The following is a 20,949-nucleotide window of genomic DNA, read 5'->3' on the forward strand; positions in this document are numbered from 1 at the left end:
GTGCGGGCGCGGCCCGCGGACGTAAACTTGCCGCGACGGCAGGTACCGCCGTCCGGGTCACGCCAGGCCCGCGAACCATGGAAATCGTTGGCCGTTCAACCGTCGGCCGTCGCAGTGTCGGCTACCGGTCGTACGGCCGCCCCGAGGCGGGGAGGACCCTGATGCATGCAAACAGGGGCGACCGGCTGGTGGTGCACGGCAGGACCGTCGGGCATCACGACCGGGTCGTCGAAATAGTCGAAGTCATGGGAACGAACGGCGATCCGCCCTACCGCGTCCGCGCCGAGGACGGACATGAGGCGATCATCTCGCCCGGCCCCGACTCGGTCGTCCGGCACGGCGAGGTCAAGGACATCACCCCTGACCGGTAGCCACCGGAGCCGGCCGCCAGACACCGGCCCCGGCCGGTAACGGAAAACCCAGGCGGACCGTCTCAGCGGCCCGCGCGGATCCTTCCGGCACCCGCGCGGGCCGCCCTATGTCCGCGCCGTGGCGGTGTAGTGGTCGCGCACGATCCTCGCCATGGCCCCCGCCCGGTCCTTGGCCACCTCCTTCGCCGAGAAGTAGACATGGCCGCCCACCTGCGGATAGCCGTGGGCGAAGGTGAGATGGCGGGAGAGTTCGGCCGGGTCCTTCCAGGCGGCGGGCTGTGCTTCACCCGCCTTGTAGAGGGCCTCGCCGATGTAGAGGTCCACATCCGTGCCGTCGACGGTCCGCGCCCACCAGGGCACGAGTTCGGCGTAGTCGGCGGCCGTGAAGCCGAGGGGCCAGTAGACCTGCGGCACGATGTAGTCGAGCCACCCCTCGCGCACCCAGCGGCGGGTGTCGGCGTACAGGTCGTCGTAGGTCTGCACCCCGGCCTGGGTGCGGGAGCCCTGCTGGTCGGTGGTGCGATTGCGCCAGACCGCGAACGGGCTGACACCGAACCGCACCCGGCGCCCGGCCCGCCCGCTCCCGTCATGGAGCCTGGTCGCCATCTCGTACACCAGCCGGTCGATGTTGTCCCGGCGCCAGGCCGCCCGGCTCTCGAAGCCGCTGCCGAACTCGTCGAACGCCGCATCGTCGTCGAACCGCTGGCCCGCGGCCGGATACGGATAGAAGTAGTCGTCGAAGTGCACGCCGTCGACGGGGTAGCGCTGCACCGCGTCGAACATGGCGTCCTGGACGAAGCCACGCACCTCCGGCAGGCCGGGGTTGTAGTAGAGCTTGCCGCCGTACGGGAGGACCCAGCCGGGGTGCCGGCGGGCGGGGTGGTCGGGCGTGAGCCGCTTGGGATCGGTGTGGTTGGCGACCCGGTACGGGTTGAACCAGGCGTGAAGTTCGAGATTGCGCCGGTGGGCCTCGCGGACCGCGAAGTCGAGCGGGTCCCAGCCGGGGTCGCGCCCCTGCTGCCCGGTCAGGTACTGCGCCCATGGCTCGTACCGGGAGGGCCACAGGGCGTCCGCGGTGGGCCGCACCTGGAAGAACACCGTGTTCAGCTTGCGGGCGACGGCCGTGTCGAAGTGGGCGCGCAGTTCGCGCTGTTGCTCGGCGGGCTGGAGCTTCGCGCTGGAGGGCCAGTCCAGGTTGGCGACGGTCGCCAGCCACATGCCCCGCATCTCGCGTCGCGACGCGCCGTCCGCGGGCGTCGCCGCCCCCGTGGTGAGCAGCGAAGAGGCCGCGCCCAGCGCGGCCACCGCGAACCCTCTGCGTGTGATACGCCTCATCAAAAGTCCCCAGGTTGTCTGGTTTGTCCCTTCCTGAGGGCTCAGAATGCCCGCCCCGGCACCCTTAGCACAGCACCGCGCGGAGTAACGTCGGGCCCGAGGCGGGCGCCGGACCCTTACGGCGTACCGCCGGTCCTGAAGATCAGCGAAAGGCACGATGTGACCGACATCGAACGCGTCGGAGTGGTCGGTTGCGGCCAGATGGGCGCAGGCATTGCCGAGGTGTGCGCCCGCGCCGGACTGGACGTCATGGTCGCGGAGACCACCGGCGAAGCTCTGGAGCTGGGTCGCACCCGTTTGACCAACTCTCTCGGCAAGGCCGCCGAGCGCGGCAAGATCACTGCCGCGGAGCGCGACGCGACGCTCGACCGGCTCAGTTTCACCACCGACCTCGGTGAGTTCGCCGACCGCGATCTCGTCATCGAGGCCGTGGTCGAGAACGAGCAGGTCAAGACCGAGATCTTCCAGGTCCTCGACCAGGTGATCACCCGGCCGGACGCCATCCTGGCGTCCAACACCTCGTCGATCCCGCTGGTGAAGCTGGCGGTCGCCACCTCCCGCCCCGACCAGGTCATCGGGATCCACTTCTTCAACCCGGCACCGGTACAGAAGCTCGTCGAGCTGATCCCCGCCCTGACCACCGGCGAGGAGACCATCAAGCGCGCCGAGGCCCTGGTGCAGGACGTGCTGGGCAAGCATGCGATCCGCGCCCAGGACCGCTCGGGCTTCGTCGTCAATGCCCTGCTCATCCCGTATCTGCTCTCCGCGATCCGGATGTTCGAGTCGGGCATCGCCAGCCGCGAGGACATCGACAACGGTATGGAGCTGGGCTGCGCCCACCCGATGGGCCCGCTCAAGCTGACCGACCTGATCGGTCTGGACACCGTGGCCTCGGTCGCCGCCTCCATGTACGAGGAGTACAAGGAGCCCCTGTACGCCGCTCCCCCGCTGCTCGCGCGGATGGTCGACGCGGGACGTCTGGGGCGGAAGTCGGGGTCGGGGTTCTACTCGTACTAGGAAGTGCACTGACGCGCCAACTGAACCTGTTCAAGGCCGAGTTCACCGGGCGCAGCGCTGACAGCAGCGCCGCGTCCGGGCGGCTTTCGCAGCCCTTGCCGGGCTCTCAACTACGCAACGTTGCCTGGTAGGTGCGGTCTGCGCGGCCGAGCGTCGTCGACGGACAAGAAGCAGGCCCTGACGTGGGACTTTGCGCCTTTCAGAGCTGTCGGGTCCTTCCCCTCTTACTCAGCGGAAAATCCCTGGAAAGTCCCTGAGACAGAGCTGAAAGTCCCTGAAAAGTCCCTGCTGAGGGACCTGGCTCGGAGCTGCCTGACCAACGATGCTGAGCCTGCGCCGGCGGCCCCGGGCGATGGACGACGGTAGCCGTCCGCCCCCATCCCTGAGGCCTGGACGTCCTCGCGAACGCACGGGGTCACTGGCGACCTCTGGCGTGCTGCAGTGGCTGGCGCTGTTGGTAGCGGATCCGGCCTCACGCCTTGTCGATGGTGTGGAGCGCCGCAAGGCGGACATGCCGGACCGAGCCCCTGGTTTCTGTGTCCTCTCGCTTCTCTCCCTCTCCGACTTAGTACTGCAGTGAGAATTCGTGTCCTGAGCTGCTTCTTCTTCGGTAGTGGCAGTGGCGGGCGGTGGCTTGGTGGTGCCTGCGCCAGCGGGACCAGTTCAGTGTGTGAATTCTCTTGTCCTGGTGGGTCCTTGGGTGGGGGAGGAGAGTGTCCAGCAGGCGCCGGATCTCTGCCACGGTGAGCGGGACAAGGCTGGTGGTGTCGCTTCTGCATCCCCCTTTTCGGCGTCCTGGGCCTGGGCCGCGAGGACTGCGAGGAAGGCATGGGCGAGCATCGCGAGGGTGATGTGCCGATACCAGCCCACGTAGCGGCGAACCTCGTATTCGTCGAGGCCGCACTCATTCTTCGCGGCCTGGAAACACTCTTCGACGGCCCAGCGGGAGCCGGCGACCCGGGCCAGTTCGCTCACGTCCGCATCGACAGGTGCGTAAGCGAGGTAGTAGGCGAGGTCGCTGGCGTCGGACAGGCTGCGGCGGGCCAGGATCCAGCGGTGGTGGGTGGGCGGGTCCGGGTCGAAGACAAGGTTGACGGGCAGCTTGGCCGCCGCCCAGTCGTAGACGCGCGGGCCCTTGGCTCCGTCGCCGCAGGACAGGGTCTGCCAGGCGTCGGCCGGGCCTTCGTCAATGAGCTGGTCGATGCGCCAGGCGCCGGCCAGGGACTTGATCTGCTGGGACTTGGGGACTGCCACGACGTAGCCCAGGCCGTGCTGTTCAAGCATGCGACGGAAGGACCAGTCCTGCCCGTAGGCCTCGTCCGCGGTCACCCAGGACGCCGGCAGGTCGGCAGCCAGGCAGCGGCGGACTACAGAGCGGGCGAGCTCCCCCTTGGTGGCGAAGCCCCGCTCGTCGGGGATCTTCGCGGCCCGGCACCGCTCACGGTCCTTCGTCCAGCACTTGGGCAGGTAGAGCTCGCGGTCTACCAGGGCCCGGCCGCGTGCGGTGGCGTAAGCGGCGAACACTCCGATCTGACAGTTGTCGATCTTCCCGGAGGGGCCGGTGTACTGCCTCGACACACCTGCCGACGTGGTGCCCTTCTTGATGAAGCCGGTGTCATCGATGATCAGCACCCCACCCGGGCCAAGGTGCTCGGCGACGTACGCGCGCACGTCGTCCCGCACCGCATCCGCGTCCCACCGGGCGCCGTTCAGCAGGTGCTGCAGCCCCGCAGGATCACGATGGCCGGCGTACTCCGCCAGCTGCCAGCCGTTCTTCCGGCCCACCGGCGCCAGCAGGCCCCGCACATAGTCCCGCATCCGCCACCGCAGATCCGCCCGCCCGAACCGGCCCGCCACCCGCACGAACACCGACTGCAACTCCCCAGCCCAGCAAGCGACTTCACCCAACCCCTCCATGACTGGACAACGAGAACGACTAGCTCAGGACACGAATTCTCACTGGAGTATTACTTGTGGATGGCGGCGGACGGCTCTGACAACGCCGGTTGTATTCCGAGCCGCGAGCAGGGGTATCGCGCCATCAACGCGCTTGTCTTCTGGATCGAGCGGATGCGGGAGGCGAAGGCGCGCGGTTTGACGCCAGAGCAGGCACTGAACTGGCTGTTGGACTCCCAGGTGGGAGGTATGCCTTTCCCGGGCCGAGTGCTCCCCAGGTCGGGCGGAGAGGTGGAGAGCCTGGATACACTCCGTGCCCAGATCAAGGCACTGCCGGAGGTCAAAGAGCCGCCGTATCTGTGCACTTACGCCTATTCGAGGCGGATTGTCGAATCGGATGGACGGCAAAGGCTGCTCGTACCGAAGATCACCGACGACATGCGGAAGTCGACCGTGCTCGCTCCGGGCACGCGGATGATCGCCGTCGATCCGGAGTACCCACTCTTCAGTAGCGTCCCCGTCCCCCGCGAAGGGATCGTCGGGGACTGGCAGATCGACCAGGACGGCGGGTTCGGCGACTTCGTCCGTAACCGGCACTACCGCCCCACCCCGACGGCGGTCGGAATGCTTCGGGCAGAGAACACGGTGGAGCGGGCCGTCCAGCTCAGGCTGCTCGGCCGCATTACGGAGGACGAACTTCTGAAGGAGCTGCGCTCCGCTCAGGTCCTGGTCCCCGTGGAGGACGACGGCAGTACGCCGCGCCTCCGGGAGCGCGGCCCCGGAGAGCGCCCATTCTTGCTGATGTACACCGGAGCGCGCCACGCACCGCAGGGCGGGGAGCATTGCCGCTGGATGAACGCCGCGGAGGTGGCGGGTCGCATGATTAATCTCGACATCGAGATCGACGAGGGGAGCGCGGCATGCCTCGACATTGCGGCTTCCAAGGTGGCGGTGAGCCCTTTCGGCTGACCCTGAGACGCTATCCGCTTACCGAACGTGATCCTTCGATTCGGCTTGGGCGGGCATGAACTCCGGCTGGCGGCGGGGGAGATAGGGCGGTTCGTCCCGACCGGGTTCCGTCCCAGTGTCCCGTCGTACCCGCACATCGCACACGCGAAGGCATAGGCGCACAGTACTTCTTCGGCGAATCCTGACCTAGGGCATGGCACTGACAGTGGGGCCGACGCACCGGCTGAGTAAGGTGAGCGATCACGGGAGCAGCCGGAGTGGAGGGCGTGGTGGCGCCATGCTGGAGCCAGGACTGGGGACGCCGGATCCGTTCGTCTCGATGCCCGCACCGAGTGTGAAAGGGCGTCTCTTCGGCGGCCTCTTCTTCTTTCTGGCGCTCCTCTGCGCCGGCTTCTCGCTGTACAACTCGACGCACGCAGCGGGCCTCGTCGGTCGTCACGGCACGCTCACGGTCGAGCGCTGCTGGATCGACCACGGAAGCCGTCACCACAGCGACAAGACGGTGTGCGCCGGCACCTTCCGCGCAGACGACGGAACGACCGTCGATCACGAGGCGACCATCACGGCAGACCGCGAACGGGGCGACCGCATCCCCGTCCAGCAGACCGTGAGCGGCTACCTCGCCACCGGCTTCGGCGAGATCTGGCGCTGGTGCGCGCTGTTCTTCCTCGGCTGGATCGTCGCCGCGCTGGGGATCCCGTTCGCCGCGACCGGCATCATGCCGAGCAGGGGACAGGCCGTGGCCGTGGGCCGGTTGATCGCCGGAACCCGCGCGAGTGCCTGGATGAAGCGGCTGGTCCTGGGCGGCGCCGGTGGTGCGGCGCTCAGCCTCTACCTGGCCTGGATCTTCTGAGCCGGAAGGCTCCGACCACGCGACCGATCGACGCAATGACCATGAGCACAACCATCAAGTGAGGGAACCGGCTTGAACAGTCAGTCGTGGGGCGACATCGTCGCCCGCCGTGCCCGTGTCCGTGGCTGTCTTCTGGGCGGGGCGATAGGCGACGCCCTGGGATACCCGATCGAGTTCCATCCGCTGGCCTCGATCCGCAACGGCTACGGGCCGTCCGGGGTCACCGGCTTCCTGCCGGTCGGCGGCGTCGTCCTCGGCCAGGTCTCCGATGACACCCAGATGACCCTCTTCACCGCGGAAGGCCTCATCCGCGCCTACGCCCGCTACGGCCCCGCCACCGACAACGGCATCAGCTCCGCCGGGCCCGTCCTCGTGCGGAACGCCTATCTGCGCTGGCTCGACACCCAGAACCACCCCGCGCCCCCGCCGCCGGCCGAACTCGCCCTTCGACGCACCGGCTGGCTGCGCCAGCAGACCTGGCTCTACGCCCGCCGTGCCCCCGGCAACGCCTGCGTCTCCGGCCTCCGCTACGAGCACATCCCCGACACGCTCGGCGAGCTCGGAGCGCCGGGGCCGGTCAACCCCGACTCCAAGGGCTGCGGCACGGTCATGCGCTCGGCTCCCTTCGGCCTCACCGGCATGCCCGTTCGCCGAGCCTTCGAATTCGCCGCCCGCTGCGCCCAGATCACCCATGGCCATCCCACCGGCTACTACGCGGCCGGTGCCTTCGCCGCCATGATCGGACACCTACTGGACGGCGACTCCCTCGAAGGCGCCGTGCTGCGCTCGATGGAACTCCTCGCCCGCTATCCCGGCCACGAGGAGACGACGGCCGCCCTCCGCAAGGCGGTCGACCTGGCTGCCGACGGCACAGCGACCCCCGAGAAGGTCGAAACCCTCGGCGGAGGCTGGATCGCCGAGGAGGCCCTGGCCATCGCCGTCTACTGTGCCCTCGCCCGCCCCGCCGACCCGGCACCCCGGCGCACGCGCGTTGAGTCAGCCTTCCTGCTCTCCGTCAACCACTCCGGTGACAGCGACTCCACGGGATCCATCTGCGGCAACCTCCTCGGCGCCCACCACGGCGACCTCGCCCTCCCCCCGTCCTGGCTCACCGCCGTCGAGGGCCGTGGCACGATCACCGAGCTGGCCGACGACTTCTCGGCGGCGTTCCACCCCCTCACCCACCAGCCGTACAACGAGTCGTTCTTCGCCCCCGGGCGCTACCCGAGCAGCTGACGCCGCTCGGCCACGGGCGCCCACCCGGCACCGTACGGCAGTGCCCGGGCATGATGGAGGGATGCGGCTGGAAGCGATCTCCTGGGAGCGGCTGACCGATGCGCGCGCTGACCGGATCGGAAAGCTGACGGCGGCGGACGGCGGTCCGTGGCTGCGCGTCGCGATCGACGGGGCGCCGACCGCCCATCCGGAAGGGCTGGCGGCGCGCTTGGCGGATGTCCTGCGGATCCGCGGACGCTCGGTGCAGACCGTCGGGACGGGCGGCTTCCTGCGACCCGCCTCGCTCCGGTACCAATTCGGGCCCGAGGACCCCGACGCGTACTACGACCAATGGCTCGATACGGGTGCGCTGTGGCGCGAGGTCTTCAACCCCCTGGAGGCGGACGGCAGCGGGCGCATCCTGCCCGACCTGTGGGACAGGCCCGCATCGAGATCGGATAGAAGCTCCGCGATCCAGCTGGCGAGCACGTCGTCTGCCACATCGAGCGGCTGCACACAGGGGGCCTCTGGGAAGAACAAAGGCACGGCCTCGCCCTCGGAGCAACTCTGCTGCCAGAGCAGTACAGATGGGAGTAAGACGCCGTTTTCTGATGGTGTGATCGCTCGTTGAGCCGTGCATGACGGATCTGGTTGAGCGGTTGGTGCCGGACGAGTTGTGGGTGCTGTTCCGGCGGGTGGTTCCGCCGACGGAGGTCATACGCCCGCAAGGCGGCGGCCGCCGACGGGCCGGTGACCGCGCCTGTCTGGCAGCGATCATCTTCGTGGCCACCTCGGGCTGCACGTGGCGGCAACTGCCGCCGGTGTTCGGGCCGGCCTGACCCACCGTCTACCGGCGCTTCGCCCAGTGGAGCCGGGACCGGGTGTGGGCCAGGCTGCACCGCGTCATCCTCGACGAGCTCGGCGCCCGCGGAGCGTTGGACTGGTCACGGTGTGCGATTGACTCCGTCAGCGTCAGGGCGGCAAAAGGGGGCCACTGACCGGACCGAATCCGACCGATCGACCGGCTGACTGAACATTCAAGGGCGGTTGTGTCATCGGGTTTTCGATGACACAACCGCCCTTGTTCTGTTTTCTGGCCAGGTCTGCCGGGGTGTGCTGTTCTCATTCCTCGGGCCCGGCGAGTGCGAAGTCGTCCTGGGTGAGGACACTGCGGAGGCGCTGTTCGGCCACGTCGGCATAGTGGCTGGAAAGCTCGACGCCGACGAAATTGCGCCCCTCGTTCAGAGCTGCGATGCCTCTGGAGCCGCTGCCGGTGAAGGGATCGAGGACGGTGCCGCCGGGCGGGCAGACCTGGACGAGCTGCTGCATAACCTCCACTGGCTTCTGCGTGATGTGGACGCGGCCCTTGCGGGGCTGGGAGGCGATGAAATGGCCGGGCAGGTAGAGGTCGCGGGTGTTGTCCAGGGTGCCCTTGACGCCTGGGTCACCGCCGATTGCGCCTACGGGAAGGGCTCGCGTCCTCTCCCGATTCGCGGGGATCGCAGACGTCGATCTAGTATCGCCATGCTCATGCCATGTGGTTACTGACGTACCGAGCTGCCTGGCATGCGCTGAAGTCGTGACAGGTCGACACAAGCAGGGGTGCGGAGCGGGATGGGCAGCGAGCTGTCGACAGGGACGGCGGAACTGCGCGCGCAGATGGCCGCGTTCCTACGAGGTGAAGGGGATCCGCAGGCGCTGGTCGAGGCCGCGCAGGGCGCGGAGCTTCTGCTCCCCCTGCTCGGTGAGGGCGCCGTGTGGAGTGGCGAGTTGGATGACATGCGCTGGCTGTTCGTATTCACCAGCACAGGTGAGATGCACGCCTTTCTGCAGCAGAAGTGGGAGGCGGCCAAGCCCGACGAGCTGCCCGCCGAACTGGTCCGGTACGTACGCTACCTGCGCGTGGGCGGTGAGGAGCTGTTGCAGGAGCTGCTTCCTGAGCTGGTGGAGCGCGACCGGGTTCCGATGGGGGTCGTGGTGGACGTGTCCTCTGGACTTCGCGCCTTCCTGCCACCCGTGTCCGGCATCGTGCCGGATGGGATTGCGCTCGATAAGGAATCCGTCTAAGGGGGTGCTTGCCACGTGGTGAGCGGTGGTGATTTCGGGGTCGATCCGCAGATCCTGAAGCAGGTGTCCAAGGGCATCAACGATGCGCTGGACGAGCTGAAGAAGATCACGGACGCGACTGAGGCGACCACGGGTCAGGGCTTCTCCGATCTGTCGGTGTCGCCGACCGTGATGGGGCACTCCGATGCTTCCCAGATGCTGGACAACTTCGCCGAGCGTTGGGGCTGGGAGGTCCAGGCGCTCCTGGACGAGGGCGACGACGTGGCCGGGACGTTGGATCTGAACGCGGGCTACTACGAGGAGGCGGAAGAGTACGGCACGGGCGTCCTCAAGGACGTTGTGCTGTCCGCGACTGCGGACCCGACGCTGACCTCGGAGAAGGCGGAGAAGATGTCCTGGAGCCAGGTGGGCGGCAAGATCGAGGACGCCTACACCCCCGACTACTCCATGGACAGTTTCAAGGACGCTGCCAAGGAGAGCCGGAAGAACCTCTCCCACACCTGGACGGACGTCACTGAGACCGGAGTGGCCGGGACCCACATCCAGGTGGCGAAGGCCGTCGTCTCCGCACCCTTCGGCGGTGACGAGGACGGGCACGACGCCGGCACTTCGGCGAAGGAGAAGTGATGGGCTTCTTCGACGATGTGGACCGCGTCACCCAGTCGGCCCGCGACACGTTCGCCGACGGGGTGCAGACCGTCGCCCACGGCACTTCGATGCTGCTTGATGACGTGGGCGCACACGACTGGGCGGACAAGGCCGACGCAGCCGGCTCCTGGGCGGCCGACAAGCTGGGTGCCCAGACCCACGAGCTCGAGCTGAACGAGACCGACGACCCCGCCCTTCTGCTGCACGGGGACGCGAGCAGCATCCGTAAGTCCGCCCGGCAGGTGAAGAAGTTGGGCGCGGCCTTCGAGCGTACCGGCTCTGCGCTGCGGAAGATGGATCCCTCGGACTGGCACGGACAGGCCGCCGACCGCTTCCGCGAGAAGGTGCAGACCCACCCCAAGCGCTGGCTGACCGCCGCCGACTCGTTCGAGGACGCGGCCGCTGCGCTGGATCACTACGCCGACACGGTGGAGTGGGCGGGTAAGCAGGCCCGCGAGGCGGTCGAGCGGTGGAAGCAGGCCCAGAAGCAGACCGTGGCGGCCGTGGAGCAGTACAAGCGCAAGGTCGACCACTACAAGCAGCAGGCCAACGCCGCCGGGAACCAGCCTCCGCAGGAGCCGGGCCCGTTCCACGACCCCGGCGCCGAGGGACGCAAGTCCGCAGAGCACCTGCTCAAGACGGCCCGCAGCCAGCGCGACAGCGCCGGCACCCAACTGGCCGCGAAGCTCGCCCGAGGCACCTGCCGGGCACCTGCCGAGCCACAGGGCTTGGACCGCCTCAAGCGCGAAGCCGGCAACACGGTGAAAAACCAGCTGGTCGGGGCCGAGCACCAGCTGGGCGGCATCATCAAGACCGGCACCTCGCTGCTGCGCCTGGTCCGCACGGTCAACCCGCAGGACCCCTACAACCTGACCCACCCGGCCGCCTACACCACCAACCTCACCAGTGTCGCCGGCGGCCTGATCCACACTGCCAACCACCCCACCGAGCTGGTCAAGGGCTTCATCGGCGAGGGTTGGGGCACCGACCGCAACCAGGCCATCGGCGCCTTCGCGACGAACTTCATCGGCGGCGGAGGCGCCGTGAGCAAGGTCGGAGCCAAAGCCGCCGCCCACGGCATGGAAAGCGCTGCCGCCAAAGACGCCGCCAAGACCGCCGCAAAGGACTCCGCCGGCGTCGCCGGGCACGGCGATGACGCGGCCGACGCAGCTCGGAATGCCGATGATGCGGCAACGCATGCCGATGATGCTGCCGAGCACGCCGATGATGGGGGCGATCACGCCGATGACGCCGCCGGGGCGGGCAGGGATCTGGACCCGGACGACCCTCGCAGCCTTCCCGCAGCCGCGGACAAGAACGTCGACGTCGACAGCATCAGCCACAAGCCGGTGTGGCGCGAAGACCACGAGCCGCTGTATCGCAACGACAACCGCCATCCCCAGGAGATCTTCGACCAGGGCTTCCATCCACGCGACTCGTCCAACACGGACATTCATGGCTATGTGGAGGGCAACCATGCGTCGGCCTTTGTGGGCACCACCAGGAACCCCGATGCCAACTGGGTAACCAATTACCGGTACGAGGTCGACGCCCCCGGCGGCATCGACGTCAACGAGACCTTGCCGAACAACAAGTACCGCGAGATCGACCAGGAGATCGCCTTCGCCGGCGGCATCGACCGCAAGCACATCAAGGGAGCCTGGGAGATCGACCTCCGCACCGGAACCAAGGGAGAGTGGGTACCAAACCCCCACTACGAGCCTCATATCCCCAAAAAACCCGTCGCTCCCGCCCCTGAAGCACCGCCCTCCAGTCAACTGCCCGAAGGATGGACCCAATGAGTGGCCACCAGGTCCCCGACCGTTTCGACGTCCTCGCCTTCAACCGCGACCAGCAGGCCGACGCCGTCCTGCGCTGGGAGGGCGAAAACTACGATTTCACCGTGACCGCCGACGGCCCTTGGGGGCATGTCACCGGCAGAGCGGATGACTGCTTCGAGGCGCTCACCCGCACCCGCGAGCAGATCGAACCCCAGGGGTGGCTCCTGGGTGTCAACGGTTCGCGTCGCGACACCTGGCCCTCCGGGACGTGCCGTGATATGGGGGGTTTCCTCGTCTGCCTACTCAGGCCCGGGCTTCGCCCCACCCGCGCCGATCTCATCCAGACCTTCCATGACGCACCCCGCGAGACGCTGGCCACTGTCGCCGAGCAGATCGCCTTCGAAGAGCAGTGGAGCCAGTCGCTGTGACCACCCCGGCCGGCCCTGCCCCCACCGTTCCCCCGGTCACCGAGGCTCTGCACGCCCAGGCCGCACAGCAGCGCGGCGGCTACGTGTACGCGATCGACCCGTACTTCGACCCCAACGGCGCCGTCCCCCCGTACGGCATCGTCGGCGGCTGGTCCGTCGGCAGCTCCGGCCAGCTCGTTTCCTTCACGCACAACCAGAACTACCGCCCGTCGCCGATGGCGTTGGAGTTCCCGCCCCCTGTCACCGCCCTCGACCAAGCCCTGCAGCGCGCCGTCACCGGTTACGGCAGCGAGCAGGAACTCCTCACGGCCTTCCGCGACGCCACGCTCCTCCTGTTCGCCCAGGAGGGGCAGACCGGCCTCTACACCGTCGTCGAGGACGACGGCAGCCGCTACATCCCGGCCTTCACCCACCCCACCCACACCCCCGACACCTGGCACGAGTGGCAAGAGACCACCGGCCGTCACCTCGCCGCCACCGGCCTCCCGGTCCGCCTCAACCCCGGCCACCGCATCAGCCTGACCATCCCTGGCGAGGCCGGGAATCAAGCCGGTGGTGAGAACGCCGGCCCCAACTCTTCGCCCTCCACCTCGCCCTCCGGCCTCCCCGCGGCCCTCGTGGATGCCCCGCTGCTCGCCGCCGGCCTGCTCGCGGCACTCGGCCGCCGACGCCGCACGACCCTGTGGCAGTCCGCCATGGGCGCCAAGGGCCGCCGCACCCCGGAGCTTCGCCGGCCGACGGGTGTCGCCGCCGATACCCAAGATGCGCTGCTCGTCGGGGCTGACCCGCAGGCCGTACGCGATCTCGACCATGCCCTGAGGGGACTGGCGTCCGCCTTGACCGTCGAATCGCGCACCCTGCCGACCGTCTACGTTGCCTGGCTCACCGACAGCGAGCTGAGCCTCCAGCTCGCCCATCCCGCAGGTAAGCCCCCAGCGCCATGGCAGCTCGGTCAGAACGAGACGATCTGGCGCATCCAACGGGCTGACATCCCGGTGCACGAAGCAGACACCGGCACTGCCGCCCCCTACCCGGGCCTGGTCTGCCTCGGCAGCCTCGCCGGCGCGCGCCTGCTGCTGAACCTCGAAGCCGCCCCCGGACTCGTCTCACTCTCCGGCACGCACACGGACCGGAGTGCCGTCCTCACGTCGGTCGCCGCGGAACTCGCCACCAGCGGCTGGTCGGATCGAATGACAGTCACCCTCGTCGGCTTCGGCACGGAACTCAGCACGCTCGACCCCACCCGCGTCCGCCACTTCGACGACGTCGAAGCCCTCCTGGAAACCATGGACGCTGAAATCCGGCAGCAGCGCGGTGCCCTAGCCATGGCGGGCCACGACTCCGTACTCACCGGCCGCGCCGGCTCCGCACAGCAGACCCAATGGGCGCCCCACCTGGTCCTCCTCGCCGAACAGCCGACCGAGGATCAGGCAGCGAAGATCGCCGAGCTCGTTGCCGACTCCGGCCGACTGGGCATCAGCTACCTGGCCGCCACCGAGGAGAACGGCCTGCCGGGCGCGACCTGGAAACTCGAAATCACCCCCGACGGACGCCTCCTGGCCCCACTCCTCGGCCTGGAACTGCAAGCACAGCTCCTGCCCCAGGCCCCGTACGATGCCGTGGTCCAGCTCTTCGACGGCGCCACACCCGACGACGACCGCGACCCGGACCCCGGCACCCCGCAGTTCATGGTTGACATCACCCCGAGCGGACGACCCGCGGTGTACGCACGGCTGGTCGGCACGTACGAGATCACCGGCCTCGACGCACCTGACGCCGAGCACAGCCCGCTTCTCCACGAGGCGCTGGTCATGCTCCTGCTCCATCGCGAAGGAGTGCACCCGCGCGTTCTGGCCTCCGGGCTGTGGCCCCGCGGCGTAACCGAGGATGTCCGTGACGCCCTCATCGAACGCCTGCGAACCTGGCTGGGGAGCGACCCCGACGGAACCCTGCGGCTCGGCACCGACACCACCGGTCGGCTCACTCTCGCGCCGTCCGTCGTCTCCGACCTCGACGTGCTCCGCACCCTCCACTACGAGGCCACCGCGGGCAGAGGCGCAAGTAACGCACACATGCGGGAACGCCTGCTCAACGACGCCCTGGCACTCGCCCACGGCCCCCTGCTCGCAAACCGCCCACAGGGCCGCTACACCTGGCTTCCCCACGAGATCAGCGAGGCCCAGCTGCCCCTACTGGTGGCAGACGTCGCACTGGCCCTGTCCGCCCACCACTTGGAGGCCGGCAACCCGACACCAGCGCTCAACGCCCTCAACACGGCCTTGACCACCACGCCGACGGACGAGCGACTCTGGAACGAACTGCTACGCGCCGCACACGCCACAGGCGATGCGGCCAAGCTCGAATCAACAGCAGCATCGCTCATTGCCCGCAATCACGAGCACAGCGGCGGCGCCCGTAGCCTCCCTCCCCGCACCGAGGCCCTCCTCGACGAGCTCTTGCCGTCCTGGCGTGACGCCCAGTCTGCTGCGGACTGACGCCCAATCTGCAGCAGACCCGCACAACACGTACGAGGAGTACAAGGAGCCCCTGTACGCCGCTCCCCCGCTGCTCGCGCGGATGGTCGACGCGGGCCGGCTGGGCCGTAAGTCCGGGTCGGGCTTCTACTCGTACTGAGCCCCGGGGCCGTCCGCCCGCCGCTCGGGGGAAAACCGGCGGGCGGACCCCGGGCCGGCGGGCGCCCGTCCGCCGGCGTCGGCCCCCGTGGCACCTTCGAGTCAACTCCCGTGCGGGCGCGTACGGGAGCGTGTGAACCGCCCCGGCCGGAGTGCGCTTTTCACACCCCGTACGAATGAGGCCCGTCCGTCACCCCGCGTCACTTCACACGGGGTGCGAACCGCAGACCCGCATATCCCCGCCGCACACGCTCCCGTCCTTCACCGCAGCGCAGTTGACTGATGCCCGTACGGACAACGAAGTCGCTGACTGAAGGAATGAGGAGCGGACCGTGACCGCCCACCCCGAACCCGATCTGGTCACCGCCGACTTAGCGGAGCTGAGGCGTCTCATGGACGTCCGCACCGCCCGGGTCGACGGCCAACTCGCGCTGCTTGCCCAGCGCTCCGAGCAGAACACACGTGACGCGGACGACGTGCAGGTCCGCGTCACACGTCTGGAGACCACCCGCTGGCCACTGCCGTCCCTCGCCGCGCTCACGGGGCTCGCGGCGCTGGTGGTCGCATTGTGGCAGGCCATGGGCCGATGACCGCCGGCCGCAGTCACCGGCCAGGTCCGCTCAGCCCAGCCGGATGTGATGCAGCATCAGCAATGCGGCGGCCATGTTGGCGGCCGGCACCTCCCCTCGGGCCACCATGTCGGGTACCAGCTTCAGTGACACCCACTCCCGTCGCTCGGATTCGAAACCGTCCTGGGGCGGGCCGGTGTACGCGCCCTCCTCGGACCAGTAGATGTGATGCCGTGCATCGGTGAGGCCGTTGGAGGGCTCCACCGTCAGGAGATGGTGGAGGGGTCCCGGGCGCCACCCGGTCTCCTCCTCCATCTCCCGGGCGGCCGCCGCCGCGATGTCCTCGCCGTCCTCGACGACACCGGCGGCCAGCTCCCAGCCCCAGGTGTCGGTGATGAACCGGTGCCGCCACAGCAGCAGCACCTCGTTGGCCTCATTGACCACCGTGGCCACGGCGACCGGCCGCATCCGGATCAGATAGTGATCCAGGTGACGGCCGTCGGGCAGTTCCACATCGGCCAGATTGACCCGGAACCAGGGATTCTTGTAGACGGGCTTTTCGCTGAGATTGTTCCAACGCACGTAACTGCCACCTTCCGCTGAGGAGCCGGCAAGGTGACACGAGCCCGGTCACAGCGGAACGCGCAGCACCTCGTCGATGAGATCGGCAGCCTCGTCCGTCGCGGAGCTCCCGGTCTCCGCCAGATGCTCGCGCACCGCCCGCAGCCGGTCCCGCAGCCGTTGCGACTCCATGCCCCGAGCCTGCTCCGTCATCTGCGCGGCATTGGCCACGGCCCGGTCCGCATCGCCTTGGCGCAGCTCGATATGGGTGAGCATGGCCAGCCGGTGGACCCGGCCGCGGTCGTGTGCGGGGGTGTCGACGGCGGCGTCCGCCTGCTCCCGTGCGGCCCGCAGGTCACCGAGGCTGAGCAGCGCCTCCGCCACTTGTACGTTCACCAGGCCGGGCTGGACATAGCCCGTCTCGGCCGGCTCCAGTCCGGGCCGGATGCGCTCCGCGGCCGCCTCCGCACGCCGGATGCACGACAGCGCGCTGGCGCCGTCGCCGAGCCGGGCGTAGGACTTGGCCTGCATCGCGTAGAGGTCCGCGGAGAGCGCCGGGGTGATCTGCGGACCCGCGGCCCGCAGCGCCGCTTCCGCGAAGGCGACCGCCTGGCGGTATTCCCGTACGAAGAGGGACTGGTTGACCAGCAGCGCGATGACATACGCGCCGAGGCCGCGGTCCCCGCTGGCCTTGGCCAGCCGTAACGCCTGGTGTAAATAGCGCTGGGCCAGCCCGAGAGCGTCCGAGTCGTACGCGCAGATGCCCGCGACCGCGACCAGCCCGCCGGTCGCCCGGTGGAGCTGACGCCCCGTCGCATCGCTGTAGCTGCCCCGCAGCAGCGGCGCCGCCTCGGCATTGAGGAACCCCACGATGCGTGCTCTGGTAGCGATACCACCCGCCTTCCGGTACATCGTCTCGTAGTGCGTCCGCGCGGCGCGCAGCATCTCGATGTCGGCCATACCGACCCTCGTCAGCCCGTCGCGCGACACATCGGCGTCCTCGGGAGGGTTCTCCCACTCCCACACGGGGATGACCGCCGACGTGCCGGTGAGCGCGGGGGCGTCGAGGATATGCGGCCGTTGCTGCTCATCGGACCGCCACAGCGCGGTGGCCCGCTCGACGAAACCGGACAGCGGGGTATCGGCGGCACGCCGCGACCCCGGACCGCTGAACCCGATGTCGTCGAGCCCGACCGGCCGGTGCAGCCGTTCGCCGAGGATCTCGCAGATGAGGTCCGGCACCTGCCCGCGGGGCCGCTGCCCCTTCAACCACCGAGCCACCGCCGTGTGTTCGTACCGCAGTGCCAGACCACGACACCGGCCGAGCTGGTTGATACGCGCGGCGAGCCCGGCATGCGAGATACCGGCCTCGTCGAGAATCGCGTCGAGCAGGGTATTGGGCTCCATACCGGCCTCCCGGTGAGCCGGGCCCGCCCACGGACCATCAGCTCATGGCCTTGTCGACTTCACCACTCCGTCAGATGAGCGTAGTCAAGCGCCCCTCACACGGGGTGTGAAGGGCGTCGGCGTCTCAACGCGGCGCGCAGCCCCGCAACATGTACGCGATCACCGCATCGAGGCCGGACTCGACCTCCTCGGCGGAGAACACACTGCTCACCGCGAAGCTGGCGAAGCCGTGCAGGGTGGTGAACACCGGCATCCCGATGCTCTCGACGGGCCCTTCCCGCACCTCACCGCTGCGCTGCCCTTCGGCCACCAGCTCCGCCGCCATCGCCCCCAGCCGCTGCGCCGCCGTGATCAGCGCCTCGGACGCCGCCGGGTCGTGCTTGACCGTGTACATGAGGTCGAGCAGCTCGGCGTTGGCGATGGCGAAGTCCACATAGGCGCGGACGAAGCCGCCGAGCCGGTCGGCGAACGTCTCGCCCGCCGACGCCCCGGACGCGGCCAGGGCCTCGTCCAGCCGCTCGAACCCGGCCAGCGCCAGCGCGTCGAGCAGCGCCTGCTTGTCCTTGAAGTGCCGGCTCGGCGCGGCATGGCTGACGCCGAGGTCACGGGCCAACTCCCGCAGGGACAGGGCGCCCGGTCCCTTCTCGCGGAGCGTCTGCTCGGCGCGGGTGAGCAGCGCGGCGCGCAGGTCTCCGTGGTGGTAACGACGAGTCTGCATGACCGCCATCCTATCCCCCGTGTATGCACTGGCTACATTGTTGGCATTGACAGCATTGTTGGCGTTGCCTACATTGGGCCCATGACTCACACCCCGAAATGGAACGCAACCGACATTCCCGACCAGACCGGCCGCACCGCGGTAGTGACCGGCGCCAACAGCGGCCTCGGCATCGCCACCGTCGACGCCCTCGCCCGGGCCGGCGCCCATGTCGTCCTCGCCGTACGGGACACCGCACGCGGGCAGGCCGCCGCCGGCACCGTGCGGGGCGCCCGGGGCAGCGTCGAGGTCCGCCGCCTCGACCTGGCCGACCTCGCCTCCGTACGCGAGTTCGCCGCCTCCTGGCAGCGCCCGCTCGATCTGCTGATCAACAACGCCGGCGTCATGAACGTCCCGGAGTCCCGGACCAAGGACGGCTTCGAGATGCAGTTCGGCACCAACCACCTCGGCCACTTCGCGCTCACCGGCCTGCTGCTGCCCTACGTCACCGACCGCGTGGTGACCGTGGCCTCCGGAGCCCACCGGATGCCCGGCAACCGCATCCACTTCGAGAACCTGAACCTGACCGGCGCCTACCGTGCCGTCACCGCCTACAGCCAGTCCAAGCTGGCCAACCTGCTCTTCACCCTGGAGCTGCAACGCCGTCTCACCGCCGCGGGATCGCCGGTGCGCGCCCTCGCCGCGCACCCGGGCTGGGCCGCCACCAACCTCCAGGGCGCCGACGTCAGCGTGCTGCGGCGCGCGGTGATGCGGGTGGGCAACCGCGTGGTCGCCCAGGACAACAAGGCCGGTGCGCTCCCCACGCTCTACGCCGCCACCGAGGACCTGCCCGGCGCCTCCTACCTCGGCCCCGACGGGCTCGGCGAGATGCGCGGCGCACCGACGATGGTCGGCAGGACGGCCGCGGCCGCCGACCCGGTGAGCGCCAGGCGCCTGTGGCAGGCGTCCGAGGAGCTGACCGACGTCACCTTCCCCCCGTCGGTCGGCCGGGAGGTCACCGCGGAAGGCGCACGCCAGTAGGCGGGGCGCCGGCCGGCTGCGCCGGCACCCGGTCATTGCTCAGCATCACCAACGCCACGTCATCGGTGAGGCGCCCGCCCGCATGCCGCAGCAGCGCCTCCCGTACCTCCCCGACCACCCCCGCCGGCGAGGGTCCGCACGGCGCCGCGACCGCCTCGACACTGCTGCGCAGCTGCTGCGCCAGCGGGAAGAACTCCCCCGTCGCATCCCGGGCGTCGGCCGCCCCGTCGGTGTGCAGAAACAGCCCCTCACCGGGACGCAGCCGCCCGCACCGCACCGTGGACAGCTCCTCGGGCAGCGGAAACAGCCCCAGCGGCGGCATCGGCTCGGCCGGTGCGACCGGGGCGACGGCCTGGCAGGCGACCCGGTAGGGCCATGGATGACCGCAGTTCAGCGCCGTGACGGACCCGTCCCCCGCCACCTCCAGGAGCAACAGGGTCACGAACTCCTCCGCGAGCACGCCCGCCGGCTCCCCGCCGCCGGCCGCCGGCCACCCGACGAGCGCCCGCTCCCGCAGATGCCGCTGGTGCGACCGCTCCAACCGGCGCAGCACCTCGCCCAGTTCGGGCTCGTCGTGCACCACCTCGCGAAAGCTGCCGAGTATCGCCGCGACCGTACCTATGGCCTCCAGGCCGTGCCCGCGCACATCTCCGATCACCGCCCGGACCCCGTGCCGGGTCCCCACCACCTCGTACAGATCCCCGCCGACCATGGCCCCCTCGCTCGCGGACAGGTGGTCGGCCGCCAGCAGCACACCGTCGATGCGCCGGGGTAACGGCCGCAGCACCACCCGCTGCGCGGCAACGGCGACCTCCCGGGTGCGCTCCAACTCCCGTACCAGCCGCAGCCGCCGCCCGGCCGTCAGATAGCTGGCACCGATCACCGCGAGGATCGCACCGCAGGTCATCATCCGCGTCCCCGCCCCGGCCCCGGGCTCCACCTCGCCGAACGGCACCAGCGCGAGCAGCGCACACAGCCCGCCGAGCAGCACACACTGGCGACGGCCGGTGCCCGCGCAGGCGATGGCCGGTGCGGCGGCGAGCAGTTGCAGCAGCTGGCCGCTGGTCGGACGGCACAGCTCCCAGGCCACCACACCGAGTACCCAGAGGCCGGGCAGGACGAAGACGAAGGCGCGCCGGGCGGTTGCCGCTCCGGCGCGTGCTCCGCCCCTCGCCCAGGTTCGGATCATGCCGATGGTCCCCCTAGCCGGTGGTCCCTAGCAGGCGTTGAGCGGGTCGGTCGGGCCCACTGCCGCGCTCACGCGGGCCGCCTCGACCGGGTTGATTCTTGCGACGTTACGTGTCCATCCGACGACGATCCGTACACCATCACCCGATTGAGTGATGGTGTACGGATCTGATCGTCTGGCTGGGGCCGGCGGGCACGCCCACGGTGGCCACGAGGGCCCCTGAGCGCACCCGGCCCGCCCCCACCGTGCTCACCGGACCCGCCCGCCGCACA

Annotated in this window: 19 protein-coding genes and 4 pseudogenes; 15 read left to right on the forward strand and 8 right to left on the reverse strand. The window is 69.4% G+C overall.

The genetic code is table 11. The features are described from left to right. Nucleotides 1–161: 161 nt before the first annotated feature. Nucleotides 162–371, forward strand: coding sequence for a DUF1918 domain-containing protein (locus tag ACGFWI_RS31615; protein ID WP_393909472.1), 210 nt, complete (start codon nt 162–164; stop codon nt 369–371). A 105-nt stretch (nt 372–476) separates the two neighbouring features. On the opposite strand, the gene ACGFWI_RS31620 is transcribed toward ACGFWI_RS31615, so the two are convergent. Next, a complete protein-coding gene (locus tag ACGFWI_RS31620) occupies nt 477–1,706 on the reverse strand; it encodes a glycoside hydrolase family 10 protein (RefSeq protein WP_393909473.1) in 1,230 nt (409 codons plus the stop codon). Nucleotides 1,707–1,865: 159 nt separating this feature from the next. On the opposite strand from ACGFWI_RS31620, the gene ACGFWI_RS31625 reads away from it, so the two are divergent. Further along, complete coding sequence (locus tag ACGFWI_RS31625) at nt 1,866–2,723, forward strand: 3-hydroxybutyryl-CoA dehydrogenase (protein WP_393909474.1); 858 nt, start codon at nt 1,866–1,868, stop codon at nt 2,721–2,723. A gap of 663 nt (nt 2,724–3,386) precedes the next feature. Here the strand turns inward: ACGFWI_RS31625 and ACGFWI_RS31630 are convergent. Next, nucleotides 3,387–4,640, reverse strand: coding sequence for an IS701 family transposase (locus ACGFWI_RS31630; protein ID WP_393909475.1), 1,254 nt, complete (start codon nt 4,638–4,640; stop codon nt 3,387–3,389). 60 nt (nt 4,641–4,700) lie between these two features. Between ACGFWI_RS31630 and ACGFWI_RS31635 the strand changes: the two genes are divergently transcribed. Further along, nucleotides 4,701–5,588 (forward strand): hypothetical protein, encoded by an 888-nt coding sequence (locus ACGFWI_RS31635; protein ID WP_393909546.1) that lies wholly within the window; start codon nt 4,701–4,703, stop codon nt 5,586–5,588. A 95-nt stretch (nt 5,589–5,683) separates the two neighbouring features. Here ACGFWI_RS31635 and ACGFWI_RS31640 read toward each other — a convergent pair. After that, nucleotides 5,684–5,776, reverse strand: a pseudogene (locus tag ACGFWI_RS31640) (restriction endonuclease); the annotation flags it as partial. A gap of 89 nt (nt 5,777–5,865) precedes the next feature. On the opposite strand from ACGFWI_RS31640, the gene ACGFWI_RS31645 reads away from it, so the two are divergent. From ACGFWI_RS31645 to ACGFWI_RS31660, 4 genes and pseudogenes are all read left to right on the forward strand, one after another. Beyond that, a complete protein-coding gene (locus tag ACGFWI_RS31645) occupies nt 5,866–6,441 on the forward strand; it encodes a hypothetical protein (protein WP_327227848.1) in 576 nt (191 codons plus the stop codon). A gap of 72 nt (nt 6,442–6,513) precedes the next feature. Continuing rightward, nucleotides 6,514–7,677, forward strand: a complete 1,164-nt coding sequence (locus ACGFWI_RS31650; RefSeq protein ID WP_393909476.1) for an ADP-ribosylglycohydrolase family protein — start codon at nt 6,514–6,516, stop codon at nt 7,675–7,677. A 61-nt stretch (nt 7,678–7,738) separates the two neighbouring features. Further along, nucleotides 7,739–8,287, forward strand: coding sequence for a hypothetical protein (locus ACGFWI_RS31655; RefSeq protein WP_393909477.1), 549 nt, complete (start codon nt 7,739–7,741; stop codon nt 8,285–8,287). Between the two features lie 7 nt (nt 8,288–8,294). After that, nucleotides 8,295–8,677: pseudogene (locus ACGFWI_RS31660) on the forward strand (transposase); the annotation flags it as partial. 101 nt (nt 8,678–8,778) lie between these two features. On the opposite strand, the pseudogene ACGFWI_RS31665 reads toward ACGFWI_RS31660, so the two are convergent. Further along, nucleotides 8,779–9,096: pseudogene (locus ACGFWI_RS31665) on the reverse strand (DNA methyltransferase); the annotation flags it as partial. Nucleotides 9,097–9,270: 174 nt separating this feature from the next. On the opposite strand from ACGFWI_RS31665, the gene ACGFWI_RS31670 reads away from it, so the two are divergent. The 7 genes and pseudogenes from ACGFWI_RS31670 to ACGFWI_RS31700 all read left to right on the forward strand — a co-directional run bounded on the left by ACGFWI_RS31670 (nt 9,271) and on the right by ACGFWI_RS31700 (nt 15,803). Continuing rightward, nucleotides 9,271–9,723: a hypothetical protein gene (locus tag ACGFWI_RS31670; RefSeq protein ID WP_393909478.1), complete on the forward strand. Its 453-nt coding sequence runs from the start codon at nt 9,271–9,273 to the stop codon at nt 9,721–9,723. Between the two features lie 18 nt (nt 9,724–9,741). Beyond that, nucleotides 9,742–10,350: a hypothetical protein gene (locus ACGFWI_RS31675; RefSeq protein ID WP_393909479.1), complete on the forward strand. Its 609-nt coding sequence runs from the start codon at nt 9,742–9,744 to the stop codon at nt 10,348–10,350. Then, nucleotides 10,350–12,173, forward strand: coding sequence for a WXG100 family type VII secretion target (locus ACGFWI_RS31680; RefSeq protein ID WP_393909480.1), 1,824 nt, complete (start codon nt 10,350–10,352; stop codon nt 12,171–12,173). Before ACGFWI_RS31675 ends, ACGFWI_RS31680 begins: the two co-directional genes overlap by 1 nt. Then, complete coding sequence (locus ACGFWI_RS31685; RefSeq protein WP_393909481.1) at nt 12,170–12,580, forward strand: hypothetical protein; 411 nt, start codon at nt 12,170–12,172, stop codon at nt 12,578–12,580. The genes ACGFWI_RS31680 and ACGFWI_RS31685 overlap by 4 nt, the downstream gene beginning before the upstream one ends. Continuing rightward, nucleotides 12,577–15,075 carry a type VII secretion system-associated protein gene (locus ACGFWI_RS31690; RefSeq protein ID WP_393909482.1) on the forward strand — a complete coding sequence of 833 codons (2,499 nt, stop codon included), beginning with the start codon at nt 12,577–12,579 and terminating at the stop codon, nt 15,073–15,075. Before ACGFWI_RS31685 ends, ACGFWI_RS31690 begins: the two co-directional genes overlap by 4 nt. A 31-nt stretch (nt 15,076–15,106) precedes the next feature. Next, a pseudogene (locus ACGFWI_RS31695) lies at nt 15,107–15,214 on the forward strand (3-hydroxyacyl-CoA dehydrogenase family protein); the annotation flags it as partial. 331 nt (nt 15,215–15,545) lie between these two features. Further along, nucleotides 15,546–15,803 carry a hypothetical protein gene (locus ACGFWI_RS31700; protein WP_393909483.1) on the forward strand — a complete coding sequence of 86 codons (258 nt, stop codon included), beginning with the start codon at nt 15,546–15,548 and terminating at the stop codon, nt 15,801–15,803. 30 nt (nt 15,804–15,833) lie between these two features. On the opposite strand, the gene ACGFWI_RS31705 is transcribed toward ACGFWI_RS31700, so the two are convergent. The 3 genes from ACGFWI_RS31705 to ACGFWI_RS31715 all read right to left on the reverse strand — a co-directional run bounded on the left by ACGFWI_RS31705 (nt 15,834) and on the right by ACGFWI_RS31715 (nt 18,468). Beyond that, the gene (locus ACGFWI_RS31705) at nt 15,834–16,364 is read right to left on the reverse strand and encodes an NUDIX domain-containing protein (protein ID WP_393909484.1); all 531 of its coding nucleotides are present in this window, start codon (nt 16,362–16,364) and stop codon (nt 15,834–15,836) included. A 48-nt stretch (nt 16,365–16,412) separates the two neighbouring features. After that, nucleotides 16,413–17,750 (reverse strand): transcriptional regulator, encoded by a 1,338-nt coding sequence (locus ACGFWI_RS31710; protein WP_393909485.1) that lies wholly within the window; start codon nt 17,748–17,750, stop codon nt 16,413–16,415. Nucleotides 17,751–17,874: 124 nt separating this feature from the next. Beyond that, entirely contained in the window at nt 17,875–18,468 is a 594-nt protein-coding gene (locus ACGFWI_RS31715; RefSeq protein WP_393909486.1) for a TetR/AcrR family transcriptional regulator, read from the reverse strand. A gap of 81 nt (nt 18,469–18,549) precedes the next feature. Between ACGFWI_RS31715 and ACGFWI_RS31720 the strand changes: the two genes are divergently transcribed. Further along, nucleotides 18,550–19,488 carry an oxidoreductase gene (locus tag ACGFWI_RS31720; RefSeq protein WP_393909487.1) on the forward strand — a complete coding sequence of 313 codons (939 nt, stop codon included), beginning with the start codon at nt 18,550–18,552 and terminating at the stop codon, nt 19,486–19,488. Here the strand turns inward: ACGFWI_RS31720 and ACGFWI_RS31725 are convergent. Next, entirely contained in the window at nt 19,463–20,677 is a 1,215-nt protein-coding gene (locus tag ACGFWI_RS31725; protein WP_393909488.1) for a PP2C family protein-serine/threonine phosphatase, read from the reverse strand. The genes ACGFWI_RS31720 and ACGFWI_RS31725 overlap by 26 nt on opposite strands. Between the last annotated feature and the right edge of the window lie 272 nt (nt 20,678–20,949).

The organism is Streptomyces sp. NPDC048434 (assembly GCF_043200375.1).
In the GTDB taxonomy this organism is placed as follows: Bacteria; Actinomycetota; Actinomycetes; order Streptomycetales; family Streptomycetaceae; genus Streptomyces.

Bases quoted from the DNA above. Each gene is read 5' to 3' on its own strand.
- ACGFWI_RS31630 (WP_393909475.1), bottom strand. From the start codon at position 4,640: ATGGAGGGGTTGGGTGAAGTCGCTTGCTGGGCTGGGGAGTTGCAGTCG.
- ACGFWI_RS31655 (WP_393909477.1), top strand. From the start codon at position 7,739: ATGCGGCTGGAAGCGATCTCCTGGGAGCGGCTGACCGATGCGCGCGCT.
- ACGFWI_RS31620 (WP_393909473.1), bottom strand. From the start codon at position 1,706: ATGAGGCGTATCACACGCAGAGGGTTCGCGGTGGCCGCGCTGGGCGCG.
- ACGFWI_RS31710 (WP_393909485.1), bottom strand. From the start codon at position 17,750: ATGGAGCCCAATACCCTGCTCGACGCGATTCTCGACGAGGCCGGTATC.
- ACGFWI_RS31670 (WP_393909478.1), top strand. From the start codon at position 9,271: ATGGGCAGCGAGCTGTCGACAGGGACGGCGGAACTGCGCGCGCAGATG.
- ACGFWI_RS31615 (WP_393909472.1), top strand. From the start codon at position 162: ATGCATGCAAACAGGGGCGACCGGCTGGTGGTGCACGGCAGGACCGTC.
- ACGFWI_RS31635 (WP_393909546.1), top strand. From the start codon at position 4,701: ATGGCGGCGGACGGCTCTGACAACGCCGGTTGTATTCCGAGCCGCGAG.
- ACGFWI_RS31685 (WP_393909481.1), top strand. From the start codon at position 12,170: ATGAGTGGCCACCAGGTCCCCGACCGTTTCGACGTCCTCGCCTTCAAC.
- ACGFWI_RS31720 (WP_393909487.1), top strand. From the start codon at position 18,550: ATGACTCACACCCCGAAATGGAACGCAACCGACATTCCCGACCAGACC.
- ACGFWI_RS31680 (WP_393909480.1), top strand. From the start codon at position 10,350: ATGGGCTTCTTCGACGATGTGGACCGCGTCACCCAGTCGGCCCGCGAC.
- ACGFWI_RS31725 (WP_393909488.1), bottom strand. From the start codon at position 20,677: ATGATCCGAACCTGGGCGAGGGGCGGAGCACGCGCCGGAGCGGCAACC.
- ACGFWI_RS31645 (WP_327227848.1), top strand. From the start codon at position 5,866: ATGCTGGAGCCAGGACTGGGGACGCCGGATCCGTTCGTCTCGATGCCC.
- ACGFWI_RS31715 (WP_393909486.1), bottom strand. From the start codon at position 18,468: ATGCAGACTCGTCGTTACCACCACGGAGACCTGCGCGCCGCGCTGCTC.